The sequence below is a fragment of the Pradoshia sp. genome, from assembly GCF_051873915.1.
In the GTDB taxonomy this organism is placed as follows: Bacteria; Bacillota; Bacilli; order Bacillales; family Pradoshiaceae; genus Pradoshia.
This window is the reverse complement of sequence record NZ_JBJEFJ010000060.1, coordinates 1-15,630: the sequence shown is the minus strand read 5'-3', so window position 1 is coordinate 15,630 and position 15,630 is coordinate 1. Positions and strand designations below refer to the sequence as shown.

Annotated in this window: 19 protein-coding genes and 6 tRNA genes; 2 read left to right on the top strand and 23 right to left on the bottom strand. The window is 44.2% G+C overall.

All coding sequences use genetic code 11. The features are described 5' to 3' along the window. From ACI35L_RS06000 to ACI35L_RS05970, 7 genes are all read right to left on the bottom strand, one after another. Window positions 1-72 (bottom strand) — tRNA-Lys (locus tag ACI35L_RS06000). Window positions 73-75: 3 nt separating this feature from the next. Further along, window positions 76-150 (bottom strand) — tRNA-Gln (locus tag ACI35L_RS05995). Window positions 151-223: 73 nt separating this feature from the next. Next, window positions 224-300: transfer RNA gene (locus ACI35L_RS05990), tRNA-Asp, on the bottom strand. 15 nt (window positions 301-315) lie between these two features. Beyond that, window positions 316-389: transfer RNA gene (locus ACI35L_RS05985), tRNA-Met, on the bottom strand. Window positions 390-429: 40 nt separating this feature from the next. Then, window positions 430-504 (bottom strand) — tRNA-Glu (locus ACI35L_RS05980). Window positions 505-535: 31 nt separating this feature from the next. After that, a tRNA-Ser gene (locus ACI35L_RS05975) sits at window positions 536-626 on the bottom strand. A 159-nt stretch (window positions 627-785) separates the two neighbouring features. After that, window positions 786-1,250 (bottom strand): SprT family protein, encoded by a 465-nt coding sequence (locus ACI35L_RS05970; RefSeq protein ID WP_439802451.1) that lies wholly within the window; start codon window positions 1,248-1,250, stop codon window positions 786-788. An 83-nt stretch (window positions 1,251-1,333) separates the two neighbouring features. Here ACI35L_RS05970 and cmpA point away from each other — a divergent pair, with 83 nt between their 5' ends. Continuing rightward, window positions 1,334-1,453 (top strand): cortex morphogenetic protein CmpA, encoded by a 120-nt coding sequence (gene cmpA, locus ACI35L_RS05965; RefSeq protein WP_156185668.1) that lies wholly within the window; start codon window positions 1,334-1,336, stop codon window positions 1,451-1,453. A 22-nt stretch (window positions 1,454-1,475) separates the two neighbouring features. Here cmpA and ACI35L_RS05960 read toward each other — a convergent pair whose 3' ends face one another. From ACI35L_RS05960 to acpS, 14 genes are all read right to left on the bottom strand, one after another. Then, window positions 1,476-3,638, bottom strand: coding sequence for a Tex family protein (locus tag ACI35L_RS05960; RefSeq protein WP_439802450.1), 2,163 nt, complete (start codon window positions 3,636-3,638; stop codon window positions 1,476-1,478). A 99-nt stretch (window positions 3,639-3,737) separates the two neighbouring features. After that, window positions 3,738-4,346, bottom strand: a complete 609-nt coding sequence (locus ACI35L_RS05955) for a PP2C family serine/threonine-protein phosphatase (RefSeq protein ID WP_049672439.1) — start codon at window positions 4,344-4,346, stop codon at window positions 3,738-3,740. After that, on the bottom strand, window positions 4,343-5,143 hold the full coding sequence (sigB, locus tag ACI35L_RS05950) for an RNA polymerase sigma factor SigB (RefSeq protein ID WP_049672440.1): 801 nt from the start codon (window positions 5,141-5,143) through the stop codon (window positions 4,343-4,345). The genes ACI35L_RS05955 and sigB overlap by 4 nt, the downstream gene beginning before the upstream one ends. Continuing rightward, entirely contained in the window at window positions 5,121-5,594 is a 474-nt protein-coding gene (gene rsbW, locus ACI35L_RS05945) for an anti-sigma B factor RsbW (protein ID WP_049672441.1), read from the bottom strand. The genes sigB and rsbW overlap by 23 nt, the downstream gene beginning before the upstream one ends. Continuing rightward, complete coding sequence (locus ACI35L_RS05940) at window positions 5,591-5,923, bottom strand: anti-sigma factor antagonist (RefSeq protein WP_049672442.1); 333 nt, start codon at window positions 5,921-5,923, stop codon at window positions 5,591-5,593. The genes rsbW and ACI35L_RS05940 overlap by 4 nt, the downstream gene beginning before the upstream one ends. A gap of 64 nt (window positions 5,924-5,987) precedes the next feature. Further along, complete coding sequence (locus tag ACI35L_RS05935; RefSeq protein WP_049672443.1) at window positions 5,988-6,998, bottom strand: PP2C family protein-serine/threonine phosphatase; 1,011 nt, start codon at window positions 6,996-6,998, stop codon at window positions 5,988-5,990. 11 nt (window positions 6,999-7,009) lie between these two features. Continuing rightward, on the bottom strand, window positions 7,010-7,411 hold the full coding sequence (locus tag ACI35L_RS05930) for an anti-sigma regulatory factor (protein ID WP_049673079.1): 402 nt from the start codon (window positions 7,409-7,411) through the stop codon (window positions 7,010-7,012). A gap of 4 nt (window positions 7,412-7,415) precedes the next feature. Next, window positions 7,416-7,772: an STAS domain-containing protein gene (locus ACI35L_RS05925; RefSeq protein ID WP_049672444.1), complete on the bottom strand. Its 357-nt coding sequence runs from the start codon at window positions 7,770-7,772 to the stop codon at window positions 7,416-7,418. Between the two features lie 2 nt (window positions 7,773-7,774). Continuing rightward, window positions 7,775-8,605 (bottom strand): RsbT co-antagonist protein RsbRA, encoded by an 831-nt coding sequence (locus tag ACI35L_RS05920; RefSeq protein WP_439802449.1) that lies wholly within the window; start codon window positions 8,603-8,605, stop codon window positions 7,775-7,777. Window positions 8,606-8,940: 335 nt separating this feature from the next. Next, window positions 8,941-9,303, bottom strand: coding sequence for a type II toxin-antitoxin system PemK/MazF family toxin (locus ACI35L_RS05915; RefSeq protein ID WP_049672446.1), 363 nt, complete (start codon window positions 9,301-9,303; stop codon window positions 8,941-8,943). Further along, window positions 9,296-9,577, bottom strand: a complete 282-nt coding sequence (locus ACI35L_RS05910) for a CopG family ribbon-helix-helix protein (protein WP_049672447.1) — start codon at window positions 9,575-9,577, stop codon at window positions 9,296-9,298. The genes ACI35L_RS05915 and ACI35L_RS05910 overlap by 8 nt, the downstream gene beginning before the upstream one ends. Window positions 9,578-9,736: 159 nt before the next feature. Continuing rightward, window positions 9,737-10,900 carry an alanine racemase gene (gene alr / locus ACI35L_RS05905; RefSeq protein WP_439802448.1) on the bottom strand — a complete coding sequence of 388 codons (1,164 nt, stop codon included), beginning with the start codon at window positions 10,898-10,900 and terminating at the stop codon, window positions 9,737-9,739. A 119-nt stretch (window positions 10,901-11,019) separates the two neighbouring features. Further along, entirely contained in the window at window positions 11,020-12,009 is a 990-nt protein-coding gene (locus tag ACI35L_RS05900) for a LolA family protein (RefSeq protein WP_049672448.1), read from the bottom strand. Between the two features lie 233 nt (window positions 12,010-12,242). After that, window positions 12,243-12,602, bottom strand: coding sequence for a holo-ACP synthase (gene acpS / locus ACI35L_RS05895; protein ID WP_439802447.1), 360 nt, complete (start codon window positions 12,600-12,602; stop codon window positions 12,243-12,245). A 48-nt stretch (window positions 12,603-12,650) separates the two neighbouring features. On the opposite strand from acpS, the gene ACI35L_RS05890 reads away from it, so the two are divergent. Then, the gene (locus tag ACI35L_RS05890) at window positions 12,651-13,238 is read left to right on the top strand and encodes a rhomboid family intramembrane serine protease (protein ID WP_439802446.1); all 588 of its coding nucleotides are present in this window, start codon (window positions 12,651-12,653) and stop codon (window positions 13,236-13,238) included. Here the strand turns inward: ACI35L_RS05890 and uvsE are convergent, their stop codons facing one another. Together uvsE and ACI35L_RS05880 are read right to left on the bottom strand one after the other, a co-directional pair. Further along, window positions 13,239-14,210 carry a UV DNA damage repair endonuclease UvsE gene (gene uvsE, locus ACI35L_RS05885; RefSeq protein ID WP_439802445.1) on the bottom strand — a complete coding sequence of 324 codons (972 nt, stop codon included), beginning with the start codon at window positions 14,208-14,210 and terminating at the stop codon, window positions 13,239-13,241. It abuts the gene before it with no gap. A 464-nt stretch (window positions 14,211-14,674) separates the two neighbouring features. Beyond that, window positions 14,675-15,630 (bottom strand): DEAD/DEAH box helicase (locus ACI35L_RS05880; protein ID WP_439802444.1); only part of this gene is annotated, 956 nt, incomplete at its 5' end.

Here is a 15,630-nt window from a genome sequence, read left to right as displayed (position 1 = left end):
GAGCCATGAAGGACTCGAACCTTCGACCCTCTGATTAAAAGTCAGATGCTCTACCGACTGAGCTAATGGCTCTTATGGCTGGGCTAGCAGGATTCGAACCTACGCGTGACGGAGTCAAAGTCCGTTGCCTTACCGCTTGGCTATAGCCCATTAATGTTTTTTAAAAGCAACATTTTTATTATAATCACTTCTGACAAAAAGTCAAGTGTTTTTTTAATTTAAATGGCGGTCCGGACGGGACTCGAACCCGCGACCTCCTGCGTGACAGGCAGGCATTCTAACCAACTGAACTACCGGACCATATAATCTTATTAATTGCGGGGACAGGATTTGAACCTGCGACCTTCGGGTTATGAGCCCGACGAGCTACCAGACTGCTCCACCCCGCGACGATAAAAACGTACTACTTGAAAAGTCTGTGATGTTGAATGGTGACCCCTACGGGATTCGAACCCGTGTTACCGCCGTGAAAGGGCGGTGTCTTAACCGCTTGACCAAGGGGCCTTATATTATAGAAGTTTTCCACCTGATGTTCTGGCGGAGAAGGAGGGATTTGAACCCTCGCGCCGGTTGCCCGACCTACACCCTTAGCAGGGGCGCCTCTTCAGCCTCTTGAGTACTTCCCCGTATCTTTTCAGAAACTTAAGTGCCTCAGTCGACTTTTTCTATTATAAAGACTGTTTGTTTCGATGTCAACACTTTTTTAAAAAAGTTTTTCATCAACAGCTCTTTAGTTGTTTCGGCTTTTTTAACGCCGCTCAAATAAGTTACCATGCGGGCAAGGGTTATGTCAATGACTTTTTTAAAATTATTTTACCGCGGCATTTTCCACATACATATTTCTTCGTATTCATCCGCCTTTTTCTTCTGTATTCCATACGGCAGGATTGGCATTCGTACACCCACTTAATCTTGTGTACAGTGGGTTTTGCACTTTGGAGAACCGAGCAGAATCGCGGCGATCCGGTTTCCCGGAGCAACCTTTTAAAATCTGCATCTCCATGCTTATACCCTCTTCCGAGCAAGTGAAGATGGTAATGGCATAGCTCATGCTTGATAATCCCTTCAAGCTCTTTCATCCCGAGCTCATCGAGGTATTTGCGGTTGATTTCAATATTATGGCTGGAAAGCAAATAACGTCCGCCAGTCGTCCGAAGCCTTGCATTGAAAAGTGCTTTGTGAAGAAACGGCCTATGGAACTGTTTAATTGAGATATCTTCGACGAGCGCTTGTAATTCTTCTTCCGTCAACTCAGCTTCCCCCTTCAAATAGTATCAAACGAACCCAGTATAACATACACTAAACTATCTAATCGGCAAAGGAGGGTTCCTTTATGCCCCTTTGGCTGCAAAATCAAATCCAGCGTGCCTTTTATGAAAAAGACAGCAAGCAAATCCTATTATTGAATCAATGCTGGTATTTCTATAAGAAAAGCATTGCCTCAGAAAGCTAACAAGGCAATGCTTCTTTTATGATCAAGAGTTCGGTGCAATCATCGTTAGCGCAATACGCTCTTTTGGCACATCCACTTTCTCTACCCAGACAGTGACAACATCTCCTACTGCGACTACATCCATCGGATGCTTTACATAACTGTTTTTCAGCTTTGAAATGTGCACCAGTCCCGCTTGCTTTACGCCAATGTCCACGAAGGCTCCGAAATCTACAACGTTACGGACGGTTCCTTGGAGTTCCATCCCCGCTTTCAAGTCCTCAAGCTTAAGGACATCCTTCTTCAAGAGTGGGGCAGAAAGTTCATCACGCGGATCCCTGGCAGGACGCATTAAAGAGTCCAGGATATCCTGAAGTGTGATTTCACCGACTCCTAATTCCACTGACAGCGTACGAACATCAACATGTGCCAATGCCTTTCGCAGCTTTTCACTGCCTAGATCATCTGTTGATAGCCCCTGGCTTTTCAGCAGAGAGCGGACTGCCGCATAATTCTCAGGGTGAATAGCCGTCCGGTCCAATGGTTCTGCCCCATCCGGCACACGGAGGAATCCGATTGCCTGCTCATATGTCTTCGCTCCCAGACGAGGAATAGCCTTCAGTTCCTTCCGGTCCGTGAAAGCCCCTTCCTCTTCTCGCTTCTTCACAATATTTTGGGCAACTGTTTTTGAGAGGCCGGCGACGTATTGGAGAAGGGATGGTGATGCCGTGTTAACATTAACACCAACTTGGTTGACGGCTGTTTCTACGACAAAGGATAAAGATTCGTTCAATTTCTTCTCTGAAACATCATGCTGATATTGGCCAACACCGACTGATTTCGGATCGATTTTAACAAGCTCTGCCAGCGGGTCCTGCAGACGGCGGGCGATTGAAACGGCACTTCGCTCTTCTACTTGAAGTGAAGGGAACTCTTCTCTAGCAATATCTGAAGCTGAGTAGACACTCGCCCCGGCTTCATTGACGATTAAATAATAAATGTCTTTAGGCTGTCCCTTTAATGTATCGACGATAAATTGCTCAGTTTCACGTGAGGCTGTACCATTCCCAATCGCGACAAGCTCGATTTCATATTCTTTAAGAATCCGCAAAATCTTTTCCGTTGCTTCCTTTCTTTTTGAAACAGGCGGATGCGGATAGACAACTCCAATCTCCAGCATTTTTCCAGTTTGGTCAACAACGGCAAATTTACAACCTGTCCGGTAAGCGGGATCCACTCCCAGCACCATTTTTCCTTTAAGGGGCGGCTGAAGCAATAGGTTGCGAAGGTTCTCAGAGAAGATATGAATAGCTTGATCTTCCGCCTTATCGGTGAGCTCATTGCGAATCTCCCGTTCAATGGAAGGCTGGATGAGACGTTTATAGCCGTCTTCAATCGCTTCCTTCAAGAGATCTTCACATACTGTTTTTCCTTTGATCACTTGGCGTTCGATATAGCCGAGAATTCTATCTACGTCTGCTTTAACACTGACTCTTAGGACACCCTCCTTCTCTCCACGATTAAGGGCGAGGATACGGTGAGGGACAATCTTTCCAGCTGCTTCCTCGTAATCATAGTACATTTCAAAAATATTCTTCTCGTCTTTCTCCTCATCCTTCACGACTGATTTGATCATACCGTGTTTGTATGTATCATCCCGAATCCACTTCCGGAAGGCTGGGTTATCTGCGATTATCTCAGCAATGATATCTCTCGCCCCCACTAAGGCTTCCTCAGCGGATTCAACTCCTTTTTCGCTATCGATATAATGCGCTGCCTCCTTAAGCGGGCTGCCGGACACAGGGCCTGCGATAGCCCACTCAGCAAGCGGCTCAAGTCCTTTTTCCTTCGCGACAGTCGCCTTCGTACGGCGTTTTTGTTTATAAGGACGATATAGATCCTCTACCATTTGTAATTTCGTTGCTTGCACAATTTCCTTACGCAGCTCAGGCGTTAATTTTCCCTGTTCTTCAATAATACGCAGGACCTCTTCCTTGCGCTTCTCCAGATTGTCCAGGTATGTCCATTTCTCCGAGATTGTCCTAATCTGCACCTCATCGAGCGAGCCGGTCATTTCTTTACGGTAACGCGCAATGAAAGGAATGGTATTTCCTTCTTCCAGAAGCGTCAGTACATTAGCAGCCTGCTTTTCTTTGACGGAAGCCTGATTGGCTATTAGGCGAATTAGTTCCTCTTTGGATTTCATTCAATCTAACCTTTCTATTAGGGCTTTTCTCTTAATAGTACCACATTCCTTATACTGGAATCACAAGGGGAGTTCAGACAAAAAAAGAAGCCTCTTGTTTCATTCAAGTAGACTTCCGAATATAAATGTTATGTCATCTGAGGCAGCTGAATTCGTATGTTCCAGCTGCTTAGCTGATACTTCCAGGGATCCTGAGAGCCCGAAAAAGTTCTTTGTGCCCCTCATTTCAAACCCATCTGAATGAATCAAGAATCTCGAATTAGGTATATAGGAAAATTCCTGTGTATGAAAATGCTGCTTCCTCCCAGACATATAGCCTGTCACCGGAAGAGGGTAAACCAATTTGCCGCCATTTGGCGGATAAAGATAAAACCGGATATTCCCAACACAGCTGTAGCGGAATCTCTTCTCCTTGAAATAAACCTTAAAGATAGCAACTGCCGCTCCCCTCTTCTGAACGAGCACTCGGTTGCACCGATCCATTAATGAGTCCACATCTTCCTCATGGCAGTCACGAACTACATCAGTCACTGCGCGCGAGGATTCATGAGCAAATTCACCTGACCCTAGACCATCCGCCAATACACAAATGAAATAATCATCAGTTGCCAAGAAAAAGTAATCATCCCCACATAAGGCCTTGCCGTTCTTAGACGATTGAGCGGCAATTGCCTCAACCTTGCTATCCCGCAGGATTTCATGTTTCACTGAATATACTCCGAGTTCTCAGCGTTAATCGCTTCTTGCAGTTTCTTAATGGCTCTTCTCTGCAAGCGGGATACATGCATTTGCGAGATGCCAAGCCTGTCGCCAGCCTCTTTCTGACTTAAGTTCTCAAGGTACGTATATTGGATGATTTTCTTCTCCCGGTCACTTAGAACGTGCAAGACCTTCTCAAGCACCAAGCGTTGATTTACCTTTTCATACCCTTCATCTATGTTCCCGAAGATATCTAACAACGTCACGGTGCCTCCATCTGAGTCCGCTTCTATAGAATGGTCAACAGACAAGGCTTGATAGCTCTTGCTCATCTCCATTGCCTCAAGAACTTCTTCTTCAGAAACATCCAAGTATCTGGCGATCTCTTCTATCTTTGGAGAACGATGTAATGTTGAGGTTAGTTCTTCTACGGTTGTCTTAATCTTGGGGCCTAGTTCTTTAATTCTGCGCGGCACATGAACACTCCACGTCTTATCACGTAGAAAGCGTTTAATCTCCCCAATAATAGTCGGAACAGCGAATGCCTCAAAGCTTTTGCCAAAGGAATCATCATACCGGCGAATTGCCCCGAGCAGGCCAATCATGCCCACCTGAATGATATCCTCATGATAAGATTTCCCTTTGGAATATTTCCTTGCGATTGTTTCGACTAAACCTTGGTAATGGAGGACGAGTTGATTTTGTGCTTCCTGGTCTCCATTCTCTTGATATGCCTTAATCCACTGGGTGACTTGTTCCTTAGTTTGAGCTCTGATTTCTTCGTTAGTTTGAGATTGTCTCTGCATCACTCTCCACCTGCTCCCCCTCAAGAAACTTCGTCATGAACACTGTCACACCCTCATTCTGGTGTATTTTAACCTCATCCATGAGCGTCTCAATCAGATATAGACCCAATCCTCCTTCTCTTAGAAATTCCACAGACTGGTCTCTCTCGTATGGACCTAATCCTTGTCTTACTTCGTCAAAATTGCAGCTCTGTCCATTATCAACAACCATCACTTCCAAGCGATCTTCATAAAGGCCGAATCCGATCACTACTTCCCCTTCATTCTTACCTTTATAAGCATGTTGAACAGCATTTGTGCAAGCTTCACTTGTCGCAATCTTCAAATCTTCTATACTATCATAGGAAAATCCCATCCGACTGGCGATGCCTGACAGCGTCAATCGCATGATTCCGATAAATTCTGGTTTGGCCGGTAATTTCATCTCAATGTATTCATATGTCTCAGTCATTGTGCTCCACCCTCTGCATGGCTTTTTATATGGATAATATCAGCAAGTCCCGTGATTTCAAACAATCTATGCAAGCGTTCGGATAAACCGATGATCTTAAAATCACCATTATGTGCCCTGACGTTCTTAAACAAACCGACAAATACGCCCAGCCCCGTGCTGTCCATATAGGATACTTCTGATAAATCGACCACCATTACTACTTTGTCTTTATCAGAGAGCGGGAAAAGCTTCTCCCTTAAACGAGGTGCCGTATAGGCATCAATCTCCCCCTTCACGTATACACGAACTTCCGAATTTATATCTTGAACATCAATAGATATATTCATTAATTGACCCTCTCCTCAAAAAATATGTCTTTAGCGTTCTTATAAATACCCGTTTTTATCCAATCTAAAACTTACGTCGGATAATGATTAACGTAAAGTCATCACGCAGCTGAAAATGCTGCATTTTTTCAAGCTTCTTAAACAAATTATTTACAATGCACTGCGCATCAAGGTGGATTGATTTTTGGATAAGTTCAACCAATGTATCCCGCTCGATAAACCCTTCCTTTGTCCGGCATTCCGTTACGCCGTCCGAGAGCAGGATAATCATGTCGCCGACTTCGATTTTCCGCTCATATTGTTTGTATACCGTCCGTTTGTCCACCCCAAGCAGGAGCCCTCTTGCAGTCAGCTCCGTAAATTTATTTTCTTGATAATCATAGAAGAACCCTGGCTCATGTCCAGCTGATGCATATGTAAAGATATGATTAGAAGGGTCATATAACCCATAAAACATGGTAATAAACATACTGGGGTCCACATTTTGTTCAACCACTCTATTGATGCTCTCAAGTACACTTGCTGGGGATGTCCGGTGCTCCGGCAGGGAATCCATCGCATATTTAATCATGGACATACACAATGCTGCTGGAATCCCTTTCCCGATAATATCCGCAATCGCCACAGCAACCCGGTTATGTTCATCCTCTACAAAGTGAAAATAGTCACCGCTCATATGCTTGGCCGGCACACTGATTGCTCCGATATCGAGATTATCCACAACCGGAATATTTGTGCCAAGCAAAGTTTGCTGAACATTTGTCGCAATTTCCATTTCACTTTTCAGCTCGCGCTGCTGGTGCCTCAAGCTTTGGAGCTCACGGAAAGCAACGCCGTATTCAAGCATCACCTCAAGCAGGAAATCGAGTGAATTCATCGCATCGCTCGAAAGGTCAGGGAAGATTTGTTTCAGCGCATTTTGATGGATACTAATAATCTCTTCTGGTGATACGTCACTTTCCATGGCTGATTTGCTGATTTTCTGACCCAAATATAGAGCCTGTTCCGTCTGCTCTGCTAAGTACTTCGAGAGAGCATCTCGGTAATCTCTTTCCAAATACTCTCTTTTCGTCACGCATCTCCCCCCTATCGAATCCATTTGGTTGTCGTGATTTTCGTCCCAACTCCCACTTCTGAGTCAATATCAAATTCATCCATCAAACGCTTTACTCCAGGCAGCCCTGCACCTAGTCCGCCTGATGTGGTGTAGCCGTCCTCCATCACTTTTCTGATATCACTGATACCAGGACCTTTATCTTCTGCTATGATGCGCAAGCCTGTTCTGCCGTTATCCCATAGCTTCTCAATACAGATTTCCCCCTGGCCTGCATATAAATAAATGTTTCTCGCCAATTCACTGATCGTGGTGGTGATTCTCGCCTGGTCCACTGTGCCAAACCCTAACTCCTTGGCCACATTTCTCCCTACTTGCCGGGCAGCAACAATATCCCACTCATTTAATATTTTTACGTAGGATTGGGTACTCATCATGCTAGTCCCCCAGTTCCTTCTGTAATTTCTCCAATCCTTTTTCAAGGTCAATTGCCGTCATGACATCAGATAACGTAATGCCAAGCTCGACCAATGTGATGGCGACGGCCGGCTGTATGCCTGTAATCACCACTTTAGCACCCATCAGCTTCGACATATTAATGACATCCCCTAGAACCTTGGCAATGAACGAATCAATAATCTCGATTGACGTTAAATCGATCACGACCCCATTCGCATTGGTTTCATGGATCTTATGTAATAAATCCTCCTGGAATTGAAGAGCTGTCGCATCATCTAATTCCCATTGAATCGAGATTAGCAGGCAATCATGCAGCTTTAATATTGGAATTCTCATTGTCACTCCTCCGTAATCTCTATAATTTGTCTATTCGTAATCTGGAGTGCCGCTTCCACACCCTTTTTTAGTGTATTTTTTGTAATAATTTCATCTAAATTGATCCCTAAGTTAACAATTGTTTGAGCAATTTCCGGGCGAATCCCTACAAGCATACATTTCGCTCCGACGAGGCGTACAGCTTCAGCTGCTTGTATAATGTGATGCGCCACCATGGTGTCTACAACAGGCACTCCGGTAATATCAATCAATACAACCTCTGAACGGTGTCTAACAGCCCCGCTTAACAAATTCTCCATAATCTGTTTGGCTCGTTCTGTATCAATGGTGCCAATAAGAGGCATAACCGTAATTCCCTCAAAAACCGGAATAAGCGGTGCAGAGAGTTCCTGAAGCGCTATACGCTGCAGGGAAACGGTTCTTTCCCAAGTAGATGTATACACATTGATGATTTCATTATTCAACGGTGTGATCCATTCATCAAAGTCCAGGACAATCTCCAACTGGTTGTCCTTCGTCATTACGCCCTCTTTCACCATACCTTCTGTGACGACGATATTAAATAATTTCATCCCTTCATTTACAAAGGTGAGAGGCCAGCCAAGACGGATAATTTTCTCTGCGAAGTCTCCAAGCTTAGATTGGAATTCTTCGTTTGAGTCCGTAATATTGGATATCAGCACCTCAATGAACTCATTGCTTGTCCGAACAAATACCTGATCAGATACAACATTGATTACCCGTTCATCCGCATTTTCCTTCATCTTGTCAACCCAGCTCTGAAGGATGTCCCCTTTATGATCCTGTATATAATTCTGCACAAACTTATTCATTAGTTCCTCCTTAAAGTTATCTAATGCTTAACCTCTATGCCAATGACAATATTAATTCGATAATTACAAATGTTCTATATAACCACATTATAAACACTAGGATGAAAAATGGGAAATCAGAATGCGGGGGCTTCTTCTAGTCAAAAACATAATTATTTACCCTAAATTTTGAACCACATGCTTTTATTCCCGCTTTTTTTTCATTTACTCAAAAAATCCTTATTTTACATATAACAGTAATATTTAATCCAATTTTAGGCAAATAAAAAAGCCATCAAGATTATTCCCTTGATAGCTTTTTACTGCAGAACATAATTGACTGCTGAATATTCACTTTATAAGTCCACCAGACCAAGACTAATTTGAAGAGCATACACAACTTTTTTCATCATTTCATCGTCTAGCTGCGTAATCTTGTCAGTTAATCGTTGCTTATCAATTGTCCGAATTTGTTCGAGCAGAATAACAGAATCTCGTTCGAATCCATACTTCTCGGCATCAATTTCTACGTGGGTCGGCAGTTTCGCTTTTTGTATTTGAGCCGTAATTGCCGCAATGATTACGGTTGGGCTGAATCGATTCCCTATGTCATTTTGAATGACTAGGACAGGCCTGACTCCGCCTTGCTCAGATCCTACCACTGGAGACAAATCAGCGAAATATACATCACCACGTTTAACATTTAAACCCTTATTCACCGCTGACTAAACGCTCCACAGCATGTTCAGCTTCATATTCGGCCTGAAAGGCTTCAGCTGCCATAGTCAAGTTGATATTAGCCATCTCCATATATCCACGGCGCATAGATTCACGAAATTCCTTCTTCTTACGTTCTTGCAAGTACATCTTCGTTGCTTGATAAATAAATTCGCTTCGATTCACATTTTCTTCTCGCACGTATCCATCCAACTCACTTAGCAAATTTTGGGGCAAGCGTATTAGAATTTCTGTTGTTGCACTGGACTCAGACACAGGCAAACACCTCCACCATCACTACAAACCACTTTAGTCCTTTTTTTATATCTTAACATCAATACCACCTCAAAGAAAGGTGTCTAGTACATTTCTTTCTTATTATGAAGCTAATTCCCCGCAGTTTATACGGATTTTATTCAAAAATGTGTTGAAAAATCATTTACGAAATAACATATTGACAATTTCGACTGTCTTTCCGCCTGCTTTATAGACTCTTGGAATACGGCTTGAAAGCTGGCATGTTATTTCATAATTGATGGTCTCAAGTTTCTCTGCAAGCTCATCCGCTGTAATGGCTTCATTACCATCCGTCCCAATCAATGTTACGACTGCATCCTCTTCAACAGGTTCATCGAGCTTCACCATACATTGGTCCATGCATATTCTTCCTACAATCGGCGCTTTCTTGCCTTTAATCAGTACATTTTGTCCTGAAAGCTTGCGAATCCACCCATCTGCATAGCCGATTGGCAGTGTGGCGATCCACTCCTCACCCTTTGCTTCATAGGTGCCTCCGTAGCTGACCGTGTCACCCTCATGAATTTGCTTCACTTGCTTGACCTTTGTATAGAGAGACAGGGCAGGCTTAAGATTAACTGGAAGCTCATCCTTGATTTCCGGCGATGGGCTCAGTCCATACATAGCAATGCCAACCCGAACCATATTGAAATAGGCCTCAGGCATCCTCATCGAAGCGGCACTGTTGCTCGTATGAATCATCGGCGGAAGAGTGTCCATACTATGAAGAATGGAGATGAATTTTGTAAGCTGATTTTCCGAATGGTCCAGTTCTATTTCATCTGCTTTGGCAAAGTGAGTGAAAACACCTTCTACCTGTATTTTATTTTGATTCTGTAAAATATATTCAAGATCTTTCATTTCTTCTTTGGTGCGTATGCCGAGTCTGCTCATCCCTGTGTCGACCTTAATATGAATATATAAGGGACGCTCGCTGCCATCAAGAACCTTGAGCGCTTCCTCGACATAGGACTTGCTGTGCACATTTACACGGATGCCATACTTTGCAGCTATAGGAGCATCACTCGGACGCGTCGAACCGAGGACAAGAATCGGTACCTCTACCCCAAGCTCACGGAGACGGATTCCCTCATCCAAAAAGGCCACAGCCAAAGAAGTCGCACCTGCACCAAGGGCGGCTTTGGCCACTTGAATATCGCCATGTCCATAAGCATTTGCCTTTACGACTGCCATTATAGAAGTCTCCTCCGGCAATAGTCCCTTAATTGCTTTTATGTTCTCTTGAACGTGGTCTAGATTCACTTCAGCCCATGTATCACGGTAAAATTGGTTGCTCATCATGATTGCTGTACCTTCCTTTTGAAGTTCTGTGTTTTCATTATTCTCCTATTTCAAACGATAGTCAATCTTTCATAGGCAAAATAAAAGGCCCGCATATGCGCGGACCTATCTCATGATGATTATTTCTCTCCAACTGGCGCCACTGATTTGGCCACCATCAGTAATTCATCCATGGTCAGGTTCTTGCCTGCCAGCATGAAATCTGTTCCTTCATAGGACCAGGAGATAGAATTGTCTGTCATGTAACCAACTGTAAAGCCAAGGTCTATCGGCTCGCCTGTTACCGTCGTCACGGCTGCTTCTGTCACAACTTTGGAGTTATTTTCAATCAAGGTATATTCCTTTTCTTTCCCAGCATAGGTGAGAACAGCCTTTTGTCCCTCATCCGTTTCAATCATCTTCTCACCCGCCAATACGACTCCATCAATCTCAGCTGTTGGATATTGAACCTCAAGATCAACATCCTCCTCAGTTGTCATGACCGGAACTTCCAGCTGGGCACCTGTCATATTCTTGCTGACGTCAAAGGCACCTTTTTCATAATCCGGATTGAAGGTCGTTTTCTCAAAGCTTACTTCTACAAGTGTATTGCGGTCCGAATCCATCACTGCAACACGCTTAGGCGCTAGAGTCTTCTTATCAAATTCCACGATCTGCAAAGGAAGCATCTTATTATTCTGATAGCGGGTCTTCGATTCAAATACATAGCTATCATCTGTTGTCTTAAAGGTCGCATCCTTATCATCGCTCACATCCATGATAAGAGATTCATATAAGTACGCTTGGGAACTGTTCTTCGGCCATTCACTTTGGAAGCGGAAGCTCTTATTAAGTGCCGGCGTCAAAACAAATACCCCTTCCTTATTACGCAAAATAATTTGACTTTGGTCCTTCTGGGCATTCTTCAAATTAACTCGGTAATTAGAAGGAGCCTCATACCAGACCTCTACATCATACTCCTGCGGCTCTGAACCCATCTTAAGCGTCATTTTCGCATCAGCCTTGTACCCTTTTATCTCAGACATCTTTTTCTCGAGTGCATCGACCACATCTGTTTGTGATTTCTGACCACAGCCCGCCAATGCAAACATCAAACACAATGCAAACATCAGCACTAGTAACCTCCTCAAAGCTTCTCATCCCCTTTTTACATTAGTAAGTAAAAGGGAGAGGATAAGGCACAAACACGCCATCAGCACGACCTTAAACAGCAAACTCTATTACTCTCTTACTGTCTGATTACATCAATCGGCGCATGGGAATGAATGAGGCCTTGTCTCTCCTATTCGCTAATTGAATATATGAGAGAGCCCGTCTAATTATGTACCTTCACATTGAATTTCTATCTTGACCTATCCTCGAGAATGACCTGAGCAGCCGCATACTCACTCGTATGCGTGATGCTAAGATGAACAGCATAGGAGAGGCAATGCCGAATGATTGGTTTTCCGCTTTTTTCTTGTATAATGGAAATATCCTGAAACGAGAGCTCCTTGCCTATCCCTGTGCCGACAGCTTTTGAAAAGGCCTCCTTAGCGGAGAATCTACCGGCAAACCACTCAATTCTCCTCCGCTCGCCTAAGCTCTCAAAGATCTCCATTTCTTCAGGAGTCAAAATTCGGCTCGCAAACTTCGGCTTGCGGTCAAGCAAATCACGCACCCTGTCCAACTCCACTATATCCAACCCTATTCCTTGTATCATGAATCGCCCGCCTTTTATTCAAAATATTTATTCGATAGGATGATGCCTATGTTCACTAGATCAGAAAGCTTTTCACAATTTATACGCTTCTACCCAGCCGTAAGCCTTATCGCTGCTATCTGCGCCATTCTATTTGCGGCAACTGCCCTGCCTATTCTGCCTAGCATTGATATCTTTACCTCTCTCAGCGGTGTCAACTTTCTCATCAGCGAGGGAGAATACTGGCGGCTGGTTACACCGATTTTCATGCATGCCAACTTTCCGCACATCCTCTTTAATCTCTTTACCTTAATCATCATTGGCCCCGGAATTGAGTCCCTGGCCGGAACAGCGCGCTTCAGCCTGCTCTTCTTGCTGTCCGGCATCCTGGCCAATGTCATTACTTTACTGACAATGCCAGCTATGTATGTCCATGTGGGAGCAAGCGGCGCCATCTTCGGACTATTTGGCTGCTATGCCTATATCTTATTATATAAGAAACATCTGATGACCCGCCAAAATTCACAGACCATTCTAGCTTTAATTGTTCTTTCGGTCGTCCTATCTTTCATGCAGACATCTGTAAACTTGGTTGGCCATATTGGCGGACTGGCAGCCGGATTCCTTCTCGCTCCTCTATTTTTGAACAGGAAATAATCACAGCAGGCTGACGTTGAAGCACGCTCCTTTTACTTGCTTAAACCCAGGAGTATGCTTCAGCTCTTCTGCCATACGGAACACAGCAGCATCCTTCAGCTTCGCCTCAAGCATAACATCAATCTGTTCGGCAGCCCTCTTGTTTCCCTTCATGAGCTCAACAATTTCAGAAACCTCCACATAATCAGCATGTGCCTTTGGATTTTTCGCATCCTTCGGTGAGGATAAATGAACCTTTACCGGGAGCGGAGAATGCCCCCATGTTTCAGCAATCCTCTCCCACTTTTCTTCAAACTCACCTTGCGGATTCATTTTATGATGATGCAGGTCAAATACAAAGGGTATCCCTAATTTTTCACATAAATATAAAACATCATCTGCACCGAAAAGGGTATCATCGTTCTCTAAGATAATCATTTCCTGAATCGGCGCCGGCACATGCGCCCAGTTCAAAATAAATTGCTCCAGAGCCTGCTCCTTATCATTATAGCCCCCGCCGACATGGAGCACACATCGATGCTTTGGGAATATACCAAACGCCTTCAGCATCCTGTAATGGAAGGTTAACGCCTTGATGGAGGACCTCAGCACCTCCTTGTCCTGACTATTGAGTACGATAAAATGGTCTGGATGGAAATCTACCCTCATGTAAGGATGCTCAATTAAGTACTGCTTAATCTCAGCGGCCTCTTGTTTTAACGCATTCATATACGGCCAATCCGCTAGGTCTGGATGGTCGGCCAGCGGAACAAGCTTAGAGGAAAAGCGGAAAAACTCTATCCCACTTGCTTCATTATGCTTCAGTAAACGTAAGCAATTATGAAGGTTCGATTGTGCAATTCGTTCAAGCTTCCTTACAGCTGCCTCACGGTCTTTCAGCTTACTGAACTGAGCATAGGTCATTGTCTGTGACGGGGAAGCATTTTGCAGCTCCACGCTCATCGCCACATATCCTAATCGAATATAAGTCATTTTTAAACACCATCTCCTTGCCCTTAGTATGAGCAAGGATATTTTTGTTTATGAGAGGGACCTACTGAGACTCATCTTACATTCATACAACATGGATTTTCGCCCTTACCCTAAGAGATTCGCTCAGACGGCTTGGATTTCGCCCTTACCCTCAACACATCGCCCATACGTCAACCTCTCCGCCCTTAAATGAGATGTTTTCGCCCTTAACTCCCTTTGTTTCGCCCATAAACCGTATGTTTTCGCCCTTAAGCAGGTGATTTCGCCCTTAAAACATGAAATCAGCCTTTACTCTCTTCAAAAGTGAGCTTCCGTCATCCCATATCTGCAGACGACACAGAACACTGAAGGGGATCTCCCTCATTACACCCTTCCCAATTCTCACCTCACGAAGCTTCTACAACCTGAATGCATAAAAAAAGCCAGCCCCTATTCGGGCTGGCTTATGTCAATCAATCGATTGATTATTTGCTTTGGTTCTTTGGTTTGGAGTTGCTGTAAGACTTTCTGCGTCCGCCTTGATTATTGCCGCCGCTGCGTCTTCTGTCTCCAGAGCGTCCGTCGCGATTGTACGGACGTTTGCCGCCTCCGCCTTTTCCTTTGTAGGAGCTTTCTTTGCGGAATGGCAACGGTCTTTCTTCAGTGATCGTTACAGGTTTCTCATCCGGCTCTTTAACGAATAATTTCAATGCTGCTGCTACTAGGTCTTCAGCGGTTTGATCTTCAAGCATTTCCTTTGCAAGTGGAAGGTATGCAGTTAGATCTTCAGAGGAAGCTACATTATAAAGCTTCTCTTTAGCTGTTCTTTGTTGACCTTCAAGAGCATCTGTTACTGTTGGTGCTTTCATGCGCTCCATTTTCTTCTTCGTTGTGCGTTCAACGACTTCAAGATAGGACATTTCACGCGGTGTGACGAATGTAATCGCCATACCTTCTTTACCGGCACGTCCTGTACGGCCGATACGGTGAACATAGCTTTCTGGGTCTTGTGGAATATCAAAGTTGTATACATGAGTAACGCCTGAGATATCAAGACCGCGGGCAGCAACGTCTGTTGCAACCAATACGTCGATTGTGCCTTCTTTGAATTTGCGAAGAACAGACATACGGCGTGCTTGAGTCAAGTCACCATGGATTCCTTCAGCAGTATAGCCGCGAACGGTCAATGCTTCTGCAAGTTCGTCAACACGGCGTTTTGTACGTCCAAAAACGATAGCCAATTCTGGTGTATGAATATCGATAAGACGTGTTAATGTATCGAATTTCTCTCTTTCAGGAACACGTACATAGTATTGGCTGATTGCCGGTACAGTCATTTCTCTTGCTTTTACACGAACAGTTTTTGGTTCATGCATGAATCTTTCGGCAATACGACGGATTGGATCCGGCATTGTCGCAGAGAATAACAAGGTTTGGTGAT